This is a genomic window from Thermicanus aegyptius DSM 12793 (genome assembly GCF_000510645.1).
Lineage (GTDB): Bacteria > Bacillota > Bacilli > Thermicanales > Thermicanaceae > Thermicanus > Thermicanus aegyptius.
This window is the reverse complement of the sequence record NZ_KI783301.1, coordinates 2914698-2931628: the sequence shown is the minus strand read 5'-3', so window position 1 is coordinate 2931628 and position 16931 is coordinate 2914698. Positions and strand designations below refer to the sequence as shown.

Annotated in this window: 19 protein-coding genes; all 19 read left to right on the top strand. The window is 43.2% G+C overall.

Annotated features, from left to right (window positions below; all coding sequences use genetic code 11):
- Positions 1-9 precede the first annotated feature (9 nt).
- The 19 genes from THEAE_RS0115650 to THEAE_RS21365 all read left to right on the top strand — a co-directional run bounded on the left by THEAE_RS0115650 (position 10) and on the right by THEAE_RS21365 (position 16912).
- Complete coding sequence (locus THEAE_RS0115650; protein ID WP_028988117.1) at positions 10-1254, top strand: phage portal protein; 1245 nt, start codon at positions 10-12, stop codon at positions 1252-1254.
- Positions 1255-1944, top strand: a complete 690-nt coding sequence (locus tag THEAE_RS0115645; RefSeq protein ID WP_028988116.1) for a head maturation protease, ClpP-related — start codon at positions 1255-1257, stop codon at positions 1942-1944.
- A 19-nt stretch (positions 1945-1963) separates the two neighbouring features.
- A complete protein-coding gene (locus THEAE_RS0115640) occupies positions 1964-3157 on the top strand; it encodes a phage major capsid protein (protein ID WP_028988115.1) in 1194 nt (397 codons plus the stop codon).
- A 12-nt stretch (positions 3158-3169) separates the two neighbouring features.
- Positions 3170-3382 (top strand): head fiber protein, encoded by a 213-nt coding sequence (locus THEAE_RS0115635; protein ID WP_028988114.1) that lies wholly within the window; start codon positions 3170-3172, stop codon positions 3380-3382.
- 26 nt (positions 3383-3408) lie between these two features.
- Positions 3409-3729 carry a head-tail connector protein gene (locus tag THEAE_RS0115630; protein WP_028988113.1) on the top strand — a complete coding sequence of 107 codons (321 nt, stop codon included), beginning with the start codon at positions 3409-3411 and terminating at the stop codon, positions 3727-3729.
- A 1-nt stretch (position 3730) separates the two neighbouring features.
- Complete coding sequence (locus THEAE_RS0115625) at positions 3731-4066, top strand: head-tail adaptor protein (RefSeq protein WP_028988112.1); 336 nt, start codon at positions 3731-3733, stop codon at positions 4064-4066.
- Positions 4067-4071: 5 nt separating this feature from the next.
- Positions 4072-4503, top strand: coding sequence for an HK97-gp10 family putative phage morphogenesis protein (locus tag THEAE_RS0115620; RefSeq protein WP_028988111.1), 432 nt, complete (start codon positions 4072-4074; stop codon positions 4501-4503).
- Positions 4500-4841, top strand: a complete 342-nt coding sequence (locus THEAE_RS0115615) for a hypothetical protein (RefSeq protein ID WP_028988110.1) — start codon at positions 4500-4502, stop codon at positions 4839-4841. Before THEAE_RS0115620 ends, THEAE_RS0115615 begins: the two co-directional genes overlap by 4 nt.
- A 3-nt stretch (positions 4842-4844) precedes the next feature.
- Entirely contained in the window at positions 4845-5435 is a 591-nt protein-coding gene (locus THEAE_RS0115610) for a major tail protein (RefSeq protein ID WP_028988109.1), read from the top strand.
- A gap of 11 nt (positions 5436-5446) precedes the next feature.
- A complete protein-coding gene (locus THEAE_RS0115605; protein ID WP_028988108.1) occupies positions 5447-5833 on the top strand; it encodes a hypothetical protein in 387 nt (128 codons plus the stop codon).
- 202 nt (positions 5834-6035) lie between these two features.
- The gene (locus tag THEAE_RS0115600) at positions 6036-8456 is read left to right on the top strand and encodes a phage tail protein (RefSeq protein ID WP_028988107.1); all 2421 of its coding nucleotides are present in this window, start codon (positions 6036-6038) and stop codon (positions 8454-8456) included.
- A gap of 13 nt (positions 8457-8469) precedes the next feature.
- A complete protein-coding gene (locus THEAE_RS0115595) occupies positions 8470-9321 on the top strand; it encodes a phage tail family protein (RefSeq protein ID WP_028988106.1) in 852 nt (283 codons plus the stop codon).
- A gap of 2 nt (positions 9322-9323) precedes the next feature.
- A complete protein-coding gene (locus tag THEAE_RS0115590) occupies positions 9324-11261 on the top strand; it encodes a siphovirus ReqiPepy6 Gp37-like family protein (RefSeq protein WP_028988105.1) in 1938 nt (645 codons plus the stop codon).
- 15 nt (positions 11262-11276) lie between these two features.
- Positions 11277-11780: a hypothetical protein gene (locus THEAE_RS0115585; protein ID WP_028988104.1), complete on the top strand. Its 504-nt coding sequence runs from the start codon at positions 11277-11279 to the stop codon at positions 11778-11780.
- A gap of 13 nt (positions 11781-11793) precedes the next feature.
- Positions 11794-14148 (top strand): phage tail protein, encoded by a 2355-nt coding sequence (locus tag THEAE_RS0115580; RefSeq protein WP_028988103.1) that lies wholly within the window; start codon positions 11794-11796, stop codon positions 14146-14148.
- A 76-nt stretch (positions 14149-14224) separates the two neighbouring features.
- Positions 14225-14665: a phage holin family protein gene (locus THEAE_RS0115575; RefSeq protein ID WP_000659472.1), complete on the top strand. Its 441-nt coding sequence runs from the start codon at positions 14225-14227 to the stop codon at positions 14663-14665.
- 31 nt (positions 14666-14696) lie between these two features.
- Positions 14697-15398: an N-acetylmuramoyl-L-alanine amidase gene (locus THEAE_RS0115570; RefSeq protein WP_000776688.1), complete on the top strand. Its 702-nt coding sequence runs from the start codon at positions 14697-14699 to the stop codon at positions 15396-15398.
- A 178-nt stretch (positions 15399-15576) separates the two neighbouring features.
- Complete coding sequence (locus THEAE_RS21370; RefSeq protein ID WP_001071508.1) at positions 15577-15816, top strand: SHOCT domain-containing protein; 240 nt, start codon at positions 15577-15579, stop codon at positions 15814-15816.
- Positions 15817-15877: 61 nt separating this feature from the next.
- Positions 15878-16912 carry a recombinase family protein gene (locus THEAE_RS21365; RefSeq protein WP_245605579.1) on the top strand — a complete coding sequence of 345 codons (1035 nt, stop codon included), beginning with the start codon at positions 15878-15880 and terminating at the stop codon, positions 16910-16912.
- Positions 16913-16931 lie beyond the last annotated feature (19 nt).

Below are 16931 nucleotides of genomic sequence, written 5' to 3'. Positions count from 1 at the left end.
GTGATGCCTATGAATCTAATAAAAGGACTGTTTCGTTCAAGAGACAAACCGCAAAACCGTGTGGGTAGTGCGTTCTCCTTCCTGTTTGGCGGTACGTCATCTGGCAAAATGGTTAATGAACGTACTGCAATGCAGGCAACAGCAGTGTATGCCTGCGTAAGGATATTAGCTGAAGCGATTGCCGGACTGCCACTTCATGTATATAGATATCGTTCTGATGGAGGTAAAGAAAAGATTCCTTTCCATCCGCTGTATTACCTTCTTCATGATGAACCAAATCCAGAGATGACTTCATTCGTGTTTCGAGAAACACTGATGAGTCATCTTTTGCTTTGGGGCAATGCCTATGCACAGGTGGTCAGAAACGGTCGTGGGCAGGCAGTGGCTCTTTATCCCCTACTCCCCAACAAAATGGAAGTTAGCCGAGCAACAAATGGTGAGCTGGTCTACACCTATTACCGTGATACTGACGAAAGTGGTCTAAACCCAAAAGGTGGCTATGTCACACTCCGTAAAGATGAAGTTCTACACATCCCCGGCTTAGGTTTTGATGGACTCATTGGTTATAGCCCAATCGCTATGGCAAAAAATGCAATCGGTATGTCACTTGCTACTGAAGAATACGGTGCGGCATTCTTTGCCAATGGTGCTAATCCGGGAGGTGTGCTGGAACACCCAGGAGTAATCAAAGATATACAGAGGGTCAAAGATAGTTGGAATAGCGCCTACCAAGGCACAGGAAATGCTCACAAAATTGCTGTGTTGGAAGAAGGCATGAAGTTTCAAGCCATTGGTATCCCGCCGGAACAGGCGCAATTTCTTGAAACACGGAAATTCCAAATTAATGAGATTGCGAGGATTTTCCGAGTACCGCCTCATATGGTGGGTGATCTTGAGAAGTCTAGTTTTTCCAATATTGAGCAGCAATCGTTGGAGTTTGTAAAATACACCCTCGATCCGTGGGTGGTGCGATGGGAACAAAGTCTCCAGCAATCGCTTATTTTGCCTTCTGAGAAAACTTCACTGTTTATCAAGTTCAATTTGGACGGTTTGCTTCGTGGTGATTACCAAAGTCGTATGAATGGCTACGCTACAGGTCGACAAAATGGCTGGATGTCAGCCAACGATATCCGTGAACTGGAGGATATGAACCGGATACCGGCTGAGGAAGGTGGCGATTTATATCTGGTTAACGGAAATATGACAAAACTGGCTGACGCAGGTGCGTTTGCCAAAACCGAAGGAGGTCAGTAAATGAGGAAGTTCTGGAACTGGGTGCGAGATTCAGATGAAGTACGTACCCTCTATTTAAATGGAGTGATATCCGAAGAAACGTGGTGGGGCGATGAGGTCACACCTAAGATGTTTAAGGATGAACTGCTGGCAGGCACTGGCGATATTACGGTGTGGATTAATTCCCCTGGTGGTGATGTGTTCGCAGCAGCTCAGATTTATAACATGCTGATGGAGTATACCGGAAAAGTCACTGTAAAGATTGATGGGCTTGCGGCAAGTGCGGCATCCGTTATTGCAATGGCTGGTGGAGATGTATATATGTCTCCTGTATCTATGCTTATGATTCATAACCCCTCAACAATTGCTATCGGTGACAGTGAGGAAATGTTGCGGGCAAAGGCTCTATTGGATGAGGTCAAGGAAAGCATTATTAATGCCTATGAGTTAAAAACGGGTCTCTCTCGAACAAAACTCTCCCATCTAATGGATGCAGAGTCATGGATGAATGCAAACAAAGCGATTGAACTTGGTTTTGCAGACAAAATCATGTTCATGGAAAGTGAAACACCGGATTTGACGGATAGTCTTATTTTTAGCAGGATGGCGGTTACTAACTCGCTCATCAGCAAACTGCCAAAACAACCAAAACAGAAAACAGGTACACCCATTGAGTCGCTGGATAAGCGGCTTTCTTTAATTTCGCACTAATTTAAAGGAGGAAATAACAATGAGTAAAATTCTTGAATTGCGTGAGAAACGCGCTAAAGCTTGGGACGCAGCAAAGGCATTCCTTGATTCAAAACGTGGCGGTGATGGACTGTTATCCGCTGAGGACACGACCACCTATGAAAAAATGGAAGCCGATGTGGTGGCTCTTGGTAAGGAAATTGAACGTTTAGAACGCCAAGCATCTATCGACTTGGAACTGTCGAAAGCAACCAGTAACCCAATTACCAACGAACCTACTAGAACTGGAGAGGAAAAGACCGGTCGTGCAAGTGCTGAATACAAAAAAGCTTTCTGGAATGCGATGCGTGACAATGTTAGCTATGAAGTAAGAAACGCTCTAAAGATTGGCACTGATTCTGAAGGCGGATTTCTTGTACCAGATGAGTTTGAACGTACTCTAGTAGAAGCTCTTGAGGAAGAAAATATTTTCCGTAGATTGGCTAATGTAATCACTACATCTTCTGGTGACCGTAAGATTCCTGTTGTTGCAAGCAAAGGCACTGCAAGCTGGATCGATGAAGAAGGAGCCATTCCCGAAAGTGATGACAGCTTCGGTCAAGTATCCATCGGTGCTTATAAACTAGCAACGATGATTAAAGTCTCTGAGGAATTGCTAAATGATTCCGTATTTAATCTCGAAAGCTACATCACAAGAGAATTCGCCCGTCGCATTGGTAACAAGGAAGAGGAAGCCTTCTTTGTAGGTGATGGCACAGGTAAGCCAACAGGGATTTTAAATGCCACAGGCGGTGGTCAAGTTGGTGTTACTGCGGCAAGTGCAACTGCCATCACTTTGGATGAGGTTTTAGATTTATTCTATAGCTTGAAAGCACCTTATCGAAACAAGGCAGTTTTCGTAATGAATGATGCAACTATAAAAGCTATCCGCAAATTAAAAGACGGTAATGGACAGTACCTATGGCAACCTTCCATCCAAGCGGGAACACCTGATACGATTCTTAACCGCCCGCTGTATACCTCATCCTATGTACCTACTGCTGAAGCAGGTGCAAAGACAGTGGTATTCGGTGATTTTAGTTATTACTGGGTGGCAGACCGTCAAGGACGAGTATTCAAACGACTAAATGAACTCTATGCTGTCACAGGTCAAGTAGGATTTATTGCGACTCAACGAGTTGACGGAAAGCTTATCTTACCGGAGGCCGTTAAGGTACTCCAACAGAAAGCCTAACGGAGGTGCTTTATGAGTTATAACACGAAGAATTATACCGAACAAGGCGGAGAAAAAACTGTCATCGGTGGTGTTTTAGAAATCAAAGAGGGGGCCTCGGTTACGGGGCTTCCTGTTCTTGAAAACCAAGAAGACAGCACAGCCACCGATGTTGCTGGTCTAGTTACGGACTTCAATGCTCTGCTTGCCAAACTAAAGGCAGCGGGGCTTATGGAGACTGACTAAGGTGGAATGTAAAGGAGGTTGGTGGTATGGCAGTGGCAGATAATCTCTTGCCAAAAGTTAAAGCGAACTTAATTTTAACGCATGATCAGGATGATGCCCTCCTAATTGGATTTATTACTGCTGCAATTTCATATGCACAGAGCTATCAACACGTTCCTGAAAACTATTATGAAACACATGCCATGCCTCCAACAACAGAACAAGCAGTGATTATGTTGTCGAGTCATTTCTATGAAAGCAGGGATGGCTCAACGGCAGGTTTCTTTGCTGATAGCGTACAGGCAGGGCAACAAGTATGGAACACAGTGAACTTGCTTTTACGACTTGATCGAGAGTGGGGTGTTTAGCATGAGTTTTGGAAAGATGAACACCTTCATCGATATCATCAGCACGGTACCAATAAAGGATGAGGAAGGTTTCGCCACAAAAGGTGACAACATACTCGCAAGTGTACTTGCTTATAAGGAAGATCGGCATGGCAGTGAACGGTGGACGAATATGGCATCCTTTTCTTCTGCAACTTCCTTATTCAGGTTTAGGAAAATCTTTGGGCTTAAGGTGACGAATGAAATGGTCATCGTCTGTGATGATGGCAGATATCAAATTTTAAGTGTTGAGGATGTAAGAAATCGAGGGATGTATGTCGAGGTTTTAGCCGAAAAGCTAGAACCAACTGTGAGGTGATGGATATGGCAAAAGCGAATATAAAGATGCCAGAAGAATTCCTTTTAAAGGTATCTCGATTAGCTGACCAGACCGATGTGATTCTTCCTAAGGTTTTGGAAGTTGGCGGTGAAGTGGTGCTTGATAAAGTCAAAGGAAATCTAAGTAAGGTGGTTGGCAAGGGCACGAAATATCCATCCAAAAGCACTGGTGAGTTGCTATCTTCACTGGGTCTTTCTGGAGCAAAGCAGGATAGAAACGGTAACTTCAATGTAAAAGTTGGCTTTGCAGAGCCACGTTCTGATGGTGAGAGCAATGCTAAACTTGCCAGCATCATCGAATATGGGAAGCATGGTCAGCCTGCAAAACCCTTCCTAAAGCCTGCGAGGAATGCATCTAGGAAACCCTGTATCAACGCAATGGTTGCCAAGCTGGAGGAGGAGATCGACAAAATATGAATATCTTAGAGGAACTTAATACACTTGTGACCGCCATACCGCTCCCCGTGGAAACCGGGGTTTTTTCAGGTTTGGCACCAGATGAGTATGTCGTGATTCTCCCTCTTTCGGATATTTTTGAAGTTCATGCGGATAATCGTCCAGGCTTTGATGTGCAGGAAGCGAGGATATCACTGTTCTCAAAAAATAACTACCTAGAGCGGAAATGGCAGCTCACAACTGCTTTAATAAATGCGGATTTTACTGTGACTGAACGAAGATATATCGGTCACGAAGATGATACTGGATATCACCATTACGCCATCGATGTGGCGAAAAACTATAGAATGGAGGAATAACAAATGGCAACAATCGGTCTTGATAGACTGTACTATTCAAAAATAACCGAGGACACTAACGGTGAGGAAACTTATGCCCAACCTTCCGTACTTGCAAAAGCCATCACTGCTGAACTCTCGGTAGAACTGGTGGAAGCAATTCTGTATGCTGACGATGGTGCGGCTGAGGTTGTGAAAGACTTTAACAGTGGTACTCTCACTCTCGGTGTAGACGACATTGGTCCAACGGTCGCAGCGGATTTAACTGGCGCTTCTACTGATGACAACGGGGTACTAATCTCTGCTAGTGAAAACGTGGGTACACCTGTTGCAGTGGGGTTTCGTGCGCAAAGGGCTAATGGAACATACCGCTATTTTTGGCTGTATCGTGTTAAGTTTGGACTACCAGCTACCAACTTACAGACAAAGGCTGATTCCATTACCTTTTCTACACCCACCATTGAAGGAACCGTTATGCGCAGGAATAAGCTGGATGGATTGGGCAAGCACCCATGGAAAGCGGAAGTTACAGAAGGTGATCCTGGTGTTTCATCGACCACCATAACAGGTTGGTTCACTGAGGTCTATGAACCTGTTTATACACCTGTACCATAGGAGGAGAAATCATGGATAATGAGAGAAGTGCCACAATTAACATAGGTGACAAAGAGTATGAACTGGTTTTAACTACACGAGCTACAAAGGCCATTGCCGGTCGTTATGGTGGTCTTGAAAACCTTGGAGAAAAACTGATGAAATCAGAAAACTTCGAGATGGCACTGGACGAGATTGTTTGGTTAATCACGCTGCTTGCAAACCAGTCCATTTTGATTCGAAACCTAAAGAATAAGAATGCACCAGAAGAATTACTGACAGAGGAAGAAGTAGAGCTTCTTACCTCACCGCTTGATTTATCGGCATATAAAACTGCAATTACCGAGGCGATGTTCAAAGGTACAAAGCGAAATGTAGAAAGTGAGGAGGAAACTCCAAAAAACGTGGAAGTCGGGTAACGGACGATGAGGTCTTTACCCGGCTTCTTTATTATGGAACAGTTCAGATGGGCATGGAGACAGAGGAATTCTGGCTTATGCCAATTGGGCTGTTTTTTGATTTATGGACTTGTCATAAACAATGGCATCGTATTGAAAAGCCAAAGAAAACACGGACCATTGACGATATTATCCCACCAGGTATTTAGGAGGAGGTGAAGGCATGGCAGACAATTTTGGTTTAAAAATAGGTGTTGAAGGCGAGCGTGAATTCAAGAACGCACTGCGAGAAATCAATCAATCATTTAAAGTATTGGGCAGTGAAATGGCCCTTGTAACGAGTCAGTTTGATAAAAACGATAAATCCATTCAGTCAGTTACCGCTCGTAATGCCGTTTTGAATAAAGAAATTGACGCACAGAAAGAAAAGATTTCTACCCTTAAGGCTGCCCTTGATAATGCCTCCTCCTCTTTTGGTGAAAATGACCGCCGTACTCAGAACTGGCAGATTCAGCTGAACAGGGCACAAGCAGAACTGAACCTTATGGAGCGTGAACTTGAGGAGTCCACAGTTGAAGCCGAGAATCTTGGTGAAGAGTTAGAGGATTCCGGTAAAAGTGCAGAAGACGCAGGTGGCAGGTTTGAAAAGCTTGGCGGTGTACTAAAGGGAATTGGTGTGGCTATGGGTGCAGTTGCCGTTGCAGCTGGAGCCGCGGCTATTAAGTTAGGTAAAGAGGTAGTTACTCAGTTCGGAGAATTAGAACAAAACCTAGGTGGATCGGAGGCGGTTTTTGGAGCATACGCTGCATCGATTCAGAAAACCGGTGAGGAAGCCTATAAAAACCTCGGTATTTCCCAAAGTGAGTATCTTGCTACTGCCAATAAAATGGGGGCATTGTTACAAGGTTCTGGTATACAGCAACAGAGGAGTCTTGAGCTAACTGAAAAGGCCATGCAACGTGCGGCAGATATGGCATCTGTTATGGGTATTGATATGTCCTCGGCATTGGAGGCAGTCACTGGGGCGGCAAAGGGTAACTTTGATATGATGGATAACTTAGGTGTTGCGATGAACGCTACAAACATCGAAGCCTATGCTCTCGCAAAGGGTCTGGATTTTACTTGGAATACCGCAACACAAGCGGAAAAGGCTGAAGTGGCAATGCAGATGTTCTTTGAGAATACGGAGCAGTATGCTGGGAATTTTGCGAGAGAGTCAACCCAGACAATATCCGGTTCCATTGGATTGTTACAAGCTGCACTTGGCTCATTTACAGCCGGACTCGGCAATGCCAATGCGGATATGACAAATCTGACTGAGAATCTTGTGGATGCCTTTGAGGCGGTTGTCACCAATATCGTACCGGTTTTAGAGAATATCGTAGCCGCATTACCGACAGCGACAGGTGCAATTTTAACAGCTGTAGGTGACTTGCTTCCTATGCTTCTTGAATTAGTCACAAATATATTCACGCAAGTACTGGAAACAATTTTGAACCTTTTACCGGAACTTATTCCGGCTGCGGTCAGTGCTCTAATGACGATTGTCGGTGCATTAATTGATAACCTTCCACTGCTAATAAATGCAGCAATTGAATTAGTAACAGCACTTGTGGAGGGAATCGGCATAGCGTTACCACAACTCATCCCTGCGGCAGTTTCTGCAGTTATGCAGATTGTCCAAGGATTGATGGATAATCTACCTCTCATTTTGGATGCCGCATTGCAGTTGATTATAGGATTAGCAAAGGGATTGGTAGATGCAATACCTCAGCTTACTTCTGCGTTGCCTGTCATCATCAAAGCAATAGTGGATTTCATCATTAAATCTATTCCGCAGATTATTGAAGCGGGGATTCAATTATTGACCTCACTGGTTACAGCTTTGCCTACCATTATTACAGCAGTTGTGGAAGCAATTCCGCAAATTATCGATAGTATCATCAGTGCTGTTATTGGGTCGATTCCTTTGATTATTGATGCAGGTATCCGGCTTCTAATATCACTCATACAGGCATTGCCACAGATTATTACTACTGTTGTAGGTGCTATTCCCAAGATTGTTAGTTCACTGGTGAATGCAATTATTGGCAACATCGATAAGATTATCCTAGCGGGTGTACAACTGTTTGTGGCACTTATTGCAAATCTGCCAAGGATAATCGTGGAGATCGTTAAAGCAGTTCCTCAGATTATCTCTGGACTGGTCAGAGCCTTTACTGGTTATATCGGTCAAATGTCTCAAGTAGGCGGAAATTTAATTAAAGGATTGTGGAAGGGGATTTCAGACGCAGGTGCATGGCTATGGAGTAAAATCTCTGGATTTTTCGGAAATGTTGTTTCAAGGATTAAAGACTTCTTGGGTATCCGCTCCCCTTCAACCCTATTTGCTGGAATTGGTCACAACATGGGTGAAGGTATCGGCGTGGGTTTTGAGGATGCAATGACAGCAGTTTCAAAGGATATGCAAAATGCAGTACCAACGACCTTTGATTTTAATTACAGAGGTGTATCTGGGCAAGGCAATGCCACTGGTGCAAGTATCACTCAAAATATTTCAGTTATGACACCTAAGGCTCTATCAGAAAAAGAACTAGCACGGGAGTTTAAGAATCTATCCCGTAAACTGGCACTTGAATTGTAAGGGAGGTACGGCAATGGAGCTAACATACACCAATAGAGACGGAGAGAGCATTACGCTTAAGCAAAGCCGACCGTACTTTCTTACGAAGGTAGATGGTACTGGCAATGTGCGTCAAACCGTCAACACTTTCAAGGCGCCAGATCAGGATGGCGCTTTTTATATTTCTTCCACGCTAGATATGCGAAACATAACAATTGAAGGTACGGTTGTTGCTGATACTCCCGATGAAGCCTATAAAAGGAGACAACGATTCCTTCAAATATTTAGCCCAAAGCTACTTGGGACCCTTCAATACCGTGACCGACAGATATCCTGTGTGGTGGAGGAGGCAGGCTTTAGTGTTTCTAATCGGCAACGAATACCTAATTTCTTTATCAGCCTACTCTGCCCATCCCCTTTCTTCGAGACATTAAATGAGGTGCGAGAGGAACTGGCATCATGGATACCACTGTTTGAGTTTGAACTGGAAATTCCAACGAGTGGGATGGAGTTTGGAATGCGTCAGCCTAGCCAGATTATAACGGTGGAAAATATCGGGGATGTATCTTGCGGATGTGAAATTGTGTTTAGGGCATTAGGCACTGTGTCGAATCCTGAACTATTAAACATAGATACTGGCGAGTATATCCGACTTCTCACAACAATGAGCGCTGGGGATGAACTTCGTGTATATACCCACTTCGCTAGTAAGCGTGTGGTCCAGATTGATGGGTCAACGGTTACAAATGCATTTTCCCTGTTGGATACCAATTCGGTGTTCTTTCAACTCGCGGCGGGTCTTAATACACTGCGTTACGATGCTTCTGTCAATATGGAACTGTTAGAGGTTAGCATATACTTTCGTCCGCAGTTTTTGGGGGTGTGAAGATGGAACTGTATATCTACAATTCAAACCGAGAGCTTGTGGGCATTGTGGAGTCCTTTGAGTACTTACGCTGGACGAGACGCTATTCCCAGTGCGGCTCATTTGAGTTAAAAGCGATTGCAACTACGGAAAATACAGAGCTATTAAAGGAAGGAAATATCATCTGGAAAAATGATGATGAGGAAGTCGGGATCATCGAACATCTGGAACTTTCTCAAACCGAGCATGAAATTATTACTGCAAGTGGTCGGTTTGCAACTTCCTTCCTCTCCCGCCGCATTGTTTGGCAAACGGAGAAATTGTCTGGTGATATTTCTACTTGTGTAGAGCAACTTTTAAATAATAATCTTATCAATCCTTCTGATGTAGCAAGGAAGATTGCGAACATATCCTTTTCTGCTCCAAACTTTAATGTTCCTATCAGCACACAGGTATCGTATCGAAATTTGATGGATGCTGTGACGGAACTATGTGTTGCATCGGATGTTGGCATTAAGACTGTGTTCACTCCTGCTACAGGGGTTTTTACCGTAGCGTTATATATGGGAACGGAATCACAAGCTGTATTTTCTAAGGAATATGAAAACCTTACAGAACAGATTTATACAATAAGTGCTGGAGATTATGCCAACACCGCCCTTGTTGGTGGTGAAGGAGAAGGTCCAGACAGAACTTTTGTTGCAATTACAAGTGGCTCTGGTGAGACAAGGCACGAAATTTTTGTGGATGCTAAGGACTTACGGGCAGAAGACTTTGGTTTAGATTACATTGATACACTAATCTTTCGAGGTCAAAGTAAGCTGAGTGAGCAAGCCATACGCTATTCATTTGATACATCGGTCAATCCACACGGTAATTTGTCATATAAGATAGACTTCGATCTTGGGCAGACCGTCAAAGTCATTTCCAAAGCATGGGGTGTATCCATGACGACACGCATCACCGAAGTTGAAGAAACCTATGACGCAGATGGCCAGAGTATCAGTGTAGTATTCGGAAAAGCTGAATTGACAATAGCCCAAAAATTACACTCCGACTTGAGCGAGGTGAAAACAGCAATATCGGCTCCAACTGGCATATCTGAAATTGCACAGGCTTTAGGAGCAGTGGAGGATACGCTAGTAACAGTTGAGGAAACCTTAGGCGACTTGACGGAGGTAGATTCAAAGATTCAAGGAGACAACGTAGCATCTACTATCAACAATCTGTATGGAAAACTACCTGCGCTCGAAATCAATGTTGGCGGAGGAACTATATCGATTGGACAATATGCGTTGTATTATATGAAACCTGGAGATGCCTTTTATTTCACCTCATGGAGTGGCAATAAGTTTAGTGACCAGCCAAGTGACGACGGCCATGTCTTTTTGATAAAACATAGCGGGGACAATACGGGAAATGGATATCAGCGGGCAATGGGTTTCTTTATTTCTCGCAATACGCTGACTTTCTATGTGATTTCTGTTTTCGTATTTAATAACCCTTCTGGACAAGCAAACTGGCTTAATATCAATAATGAACCTGTAACTACTGCAAGAATTGCCAATGGAGCAGTTACAGGTTTAAAAATTGCAGACCGTACAATTACAGCTACTAAAATGGTTTCTTCTTTTAGCGACTATTCAACTACAGAACAAAACACTGGGCGACTATGGATAGATGGTAAGACAATTTATCGCAAGCAAGTGAATCTTGGGTCACTTACAAATGCGACACCGAAAAGCGTAGCTCACGGCATATCAAACCTCAGCACTATTGTCAGTTTAACAGGCTTTGCGACAAATGGGACCGTATTCTTGCCACTGCCCCTTGCCCGGTACAACAACTTCGCATCGCAAATCGGACTCTTCGCAAATAAGACCGACATTGTAGTCGAACCAGGCAATGATAGAACTGCGTATACAGGCTATGTAGTAATAGAGTATACAAAAACGGAATAGAAGGAGGAGTGATTGATGGAAAAAAGCGGATTTTTCAATTCATCCGATGGTGATAGAGTCTATGATGCAACGGACTTCGCTGCATACTTTGGAAGCCTTGTCTCGAATGGTGTGTTTTATGCGACACCAACAAACTTACTGGTATCTCCTGGGATTGGATTAGCAGTAACCATAGCACCGGGCAGTGCATGGATTAATGGTTATAGATATGAAAATACGGATGTTTTAAATAAACCCCTTGCTACAGCAGCTGGGAGCAATCCTCGCATAGACAGGGTTGTGGTTCGTTTAAGTCAAATTACGAGAAGCATTCAGCTCGCCATTGTTACTGGTACTCCAACGGCATCGCCCATAGCTCCGGAATTGACAAGAACAAGCGATGTCTATGAACTAGGTATTGCTGATGTTCTAATACCTTCAGCTGCTACATCGATTTCAGCAAATAACATTATTGATACTCGGTTGAATACTAGTCTTTGCGGGTTGGTAAACTCGCTAGTTTCTGCGGTTTATGAATAGGAGGTGAATATAAGTGGCGGATATTAACGGCATCACTCTGCAGGCGGGTTCCAGCCCGACCGTTTATTACACGATTACTTATACTAAAAGCCGACCTAATAATAGCCAGATGACATACAACTTTACCATATCCGCTGCATTGGGTTCTTCAGGTTCCTTCATCCATAATGGTTATGCATTGCTTTGTACAATGACTGTAAATGGATCTTCTTCGCAGGTGCGAATCAAAGCGGCGGACGGGGATAACTGGGATGGAACTACACCAAGACTCAGGTATGTTTCGGTGACCTGTGCTTCTACTACAGGTAATGCAACCCAGCCAGTCACATTCAAAGTGGTATCTGATGGGCGATTGCCATTATCCTCTGGTGTAATTACCAATTCGAGTTATACGGTATTAAGCTCTCCATTGCTTACTACAGCATGTGGAGCACCGACATCTTGTACGGTTTCCCCGACACTTGCGGAAGGGGATGTGACTCTTTCTTGGAGTGGTGCTTCTGGGGGCATCAATAATACGATTTCTAGTTATGAGATTCAATATAGTGATTCTGCCGATAACATCACATGGGGAGCATGGACTGCTCTGACAACTGTGACCACCACAGCATCAAGTGGCAGTGTATCAGTAGCACCGCCCTCAACGCGAGGTAATTACCGAAGATTTCGTGTACGAACCCGTGGTACAGCAGGAGCTAGTTATTACTCTAGCTGGAAAGTATCCACAAACAGCGTCCGCAGGAATACGGTACCAAAGCCAGCAACGACTGCTGTTGCCTCCCCTGCGGCATATAGTAATGAGACTATCACACTTACTTGGAGCGGAGCGTCTAGCGGTACCAGTCCAATTAAGGGGTATCAAATTGCCAGTCGCACATCCACGGATAACAGCACATGGAGTGCGTGGAATGTGTTGACCATGTTGACATTGGCAGCAAGCGGTGGTAGCTATAATCCAATTGTATCGAGGACCCCAGGAACATATACACAATTTGGTATTTGGACAATTGACACATTTGATGTTTACTCAATAGAGAAAATCAGTAATAGCATTTATTGCAACATCACTGCCTGTGCAGCACCGACTGCCTGCACGGTAAGTGCAACATTATCTGAAGGAAACGTTACTCTTTCGTGGAGTGGAGCAGCTGGTGGCGCAGGTAATCCCATCACTTCCTACGAAATACAATATAGTGATTCGCCAGATAATAGCAATTGGGGTGCTTGGTTGGCATTGGCGATAGTCAATACTTCTGCAACAAGCAGTATTTTAAATGTCAGTCCACCTGCTACACGTGGTCATTATCGTCGGTTCCGAATAAGAACCCGTGGTACAGCTGGAGAGGATTTTTACTCAGGCTGGACTATTACCAGTAATACTGTTCGTAAAAACATACTACCAATACCGCCGACTTCTTTTACCGCAAACCCTCCTATCTATGAAGTAAATACAATAAACCTTTCGTGGAGTGGAACGGTACCTGGAACCAGCTCCATCAAGCAATATGTTATTCAACAGGCCACTTCGATAGATGGACTAAATTGGTCTGCTTATGAAGCACTGACGACAGTTATTTCCAATGCGACTTCAGGCACTCTTCAGGTAAATGCCTCACAGGTTGCCGGTAGATATACTCGTTATCGAATCAGCGTCACAGATGCACTTGATGCAGTGTCTGCCTATGTTGTTAGTAACGCGGTAAAGAAAAACAGCCCGCCTGTAGCACCGATAGTGGACTGTCCAATGTCTGGCAATTTTACTTATAATGCTACACCACGTTTTATGATCACAACAGGAATTGAACCGGATGGACAAACACAAATAGTGGAGGTAAGGATTGACTCTGGTTCATGGCAAAACAGCGTAGACAATCCTGAGCGGTTTTCTGTAAGCGGCTATCTTGGTAATGGGGTCAAGACAATTTACCAAGCTGAACCGCTTTCTGCAGGTAATCATACGGTTACCTTCCGTTGTCTTGACAGTGATATCGAATCAGCAAGTATAGAAGTTGTTCGTACTTTTACGATATTGGCATTACCTTTTGAAATCATCACTCCAAATGTGACACACGTGAAGGCAGCACATATTCAGACGCTTCGAACTGCTGTAAATAGAGTGCGTAGCTATTACAATCTATCTCCTGTGACTTGGAAAGAGGAGATCATCACAGGAAAGACCACTGTTAAGAATTGGCCATTTCATATCGTTGAAATACGCAAGGCTATTGATTCAATTATTATAATGATTAATGGCTTTGATTCTTCGCAGGCATTCGATATACCACCAGTCACATGGCTACCTTTCGGTACAGGACGACCAAAGGCGGATGTAATGCAACAAATTCATGATCTAATTCAAATAATGTAAAGGTAATATTCAGCGCTCTTGTCATCTGCAAGGGCGCTTTTATATATGGAAATACACGAAATGGAGGTGTCTATTAATGAAAGAGATTTGGAATTGGATACAGCTGGCTATTGCCGCAGTCGGTGGATTTCTTGGATGGTTTCTCGGAGGTTATGACGGATTTCTCTATGCACTGGTAGCCTTTGTGATCATTGACTACCTGACAGGTGTCTTTTGTGCAATTGTAAACAAAAAACTGTATAGCGAAATCGGTGCTAAGGGAATTTTCAAAAAGGTACTCATCTTTATAATGGTAGGCATCGCTCATATTATCGATACACAAATTTTGGTTAGTATTGGAGAAAACAGTGGCATTTTACGAACAGCAGTAATCTTTTTCTACCTAAGTAATGAAGGAGTATCCATTTTAGAGAACGCTGGACATATTGGACTGCCTATTCCAGAAAACCTAAAATCGGTTTTACAGCAACTACATGGACGTGATGGGGAACCGCCTAAGCCTGGTGGTGGAAGATGATTGACTTAATATTTGATTAGAGGTGATTTTAATGAAGTTACGCAAACTATTACTTACGAACAATGCCTGCTTCAAAGCGGGTAAAACCATAACGCCAAAGGGTATTATGGTTCACTCGACCGGAGCCAATAACCCGTGGCTCAAGCGATATGTTGGCCCAGACGACGGTTTGCTTGGAAAGAACCAGTACAACAACCATTGGAATCAAGATAAACCTGGAGGTCGTCAAGTTTGTGTTCATGCCTTTATTGGTAAATTAGCAGATGGCTCTATTGCCACCTATCAAACATTGCCTTGGAATCACCGAGGTTGGCATGCTGGCGGAGCTGCGAACAATACTCATATAGGATTTGAAATCTGCGAGGACAGTCTAACCGATGCCTCGTATTTTTCTGCCGTTTATAAGGAATCTGTAGAGCTTTGTGTATATCTCTGCAAACTCTATAGGTTTAGTGAGAAGGATATCATCTGCCATAGCGAAGGTTATAAACGAGGCATTGCCAGCAATCATGGGGATGTGATGCACTGGTTTCCTAAACATGGGAAGAGTATGGACACCTTTCGAGTGGATGTGAAGAAACTATTAAGTGCTGAAAATAAAACAGTTGAGCTGGTGAATAAGAAATATTACCGTGTGCAAATTGGTGCATATTCGGACAAAGCAAATGCTGAGGCACAGCTTGCCAAGGCTAAAAAGGCAGGCTTTACGGATGCATTTATTAAGTATGATTAACAAATTGAGCGAGTTAAAAATCATCGAGATTCCTAAATAAAATATTAAACTATTAATTTATCTAGCCTGCGGGGGTTCTTCCCTTGCAGGCTCTTTTTTTATGCCTTGATTTAATTAAATTCTACAAATCCTCAACTTCGACCTGTTCCCACGGCTATTAGGTAGGAGGTGATTCCTAGTGAATCAGCACGAGGATAAAAAAGTTACGAAGATCTCGGATGAGGTTATAGACAAAAACACCACCGCACTTAAGAGAGTGTCACAGGAACAGTTACAACGTGAGTTTGATTATATTCAGGCAGAAAAATTGCTGAGAAAGATGCTCGAAAAAGGCTTAATAACTGAAGTAGAATTCAACAAGATAGATGCACTCAATCGCCAAACATTCTCCCCCTTTTTAGCTGAGATAATGCCCTGAAACCGTTGATATATAAGGGTTTCAGAGGTAATATGTGACCTACCAAGAAGGAGGTGAGAGGATGAAAAAGATAACGAAAATAGAAGGGAATCTAGCCAACTCTTTTATTAAGCCAAAAACACGAGTAGTTGCCTACTGCCGAGTTTCAACAGATAGTAATGAACAGCTAGTCAGCTTGCAAGCGCAAAAGGCTCATTATGAGACTTATATAAAGGCGAATCCAGAATGGGAATATGCAGGCTTATATTATGACGAGGGAATCAGTGGCACGAAAAAGGAAAACCGCTCTGACCTGCTTAGAATGTTATCAGACTGTGAAACTGGAAGGATTGACTTAATTATTACAAAGTCCATCAGCCGATTTGCGAGAAATACTACAGACTGCTTGGAGATGGTTCGAAAACTGATAGACCTTGGGGTTCATATCTATTTTGAGAAGGAAAATATCAATACGGGTTCAATGGAAAGTGAATTGATGCTCTCCATTTTAAGTGGGCTTGCAGAAAGTGAGTCAATTTCCATTTCAGAAAATACTAAGTGGGCAATTCAAAGACGATTTCAAAACGGAACCTTTAAAATTTCCTACCCACCATATGGGTATCAAAATATTGACGGTCAGATGATAGTAAACCCCAAGCAGGCTGAAGTTGTGAAGTATATTTTTGCAGAGGTATTATCGGGAAAAGGTACACAGAAAGTTGCAAATGATCTTAATCAAAAGGGTATCCCTTCAAAAAGACGCGGTCGTTGGACAGCTACTACGATTCGAGGGATTCTGACCAATGAAAAATATACTGGCGATGTTATTTTACAAAAGACTTATACTGACAGCCATTTTAACAGGCACACTAATTATGGTGAGAAAAATATGTATCTAGTAGAAAACCATCATGAGGCAATTATCAGCCATGAGGATTTTCAAGCAGTAGATGCCATTCTTAATCAGAGAGCAAAAGAAAAAAGCATCGAAAAACGCAACAGCAAATATCTAAATCGATATTCTTTCTCCAGTAAAATTATTGTTTTTGTCAACAATAAATTGAGCCAGGTCGATCACTTAAAAATTGAGCCATTTTCGAATCGCTTACTTCCATAAATGGATGAATATAGGTGGC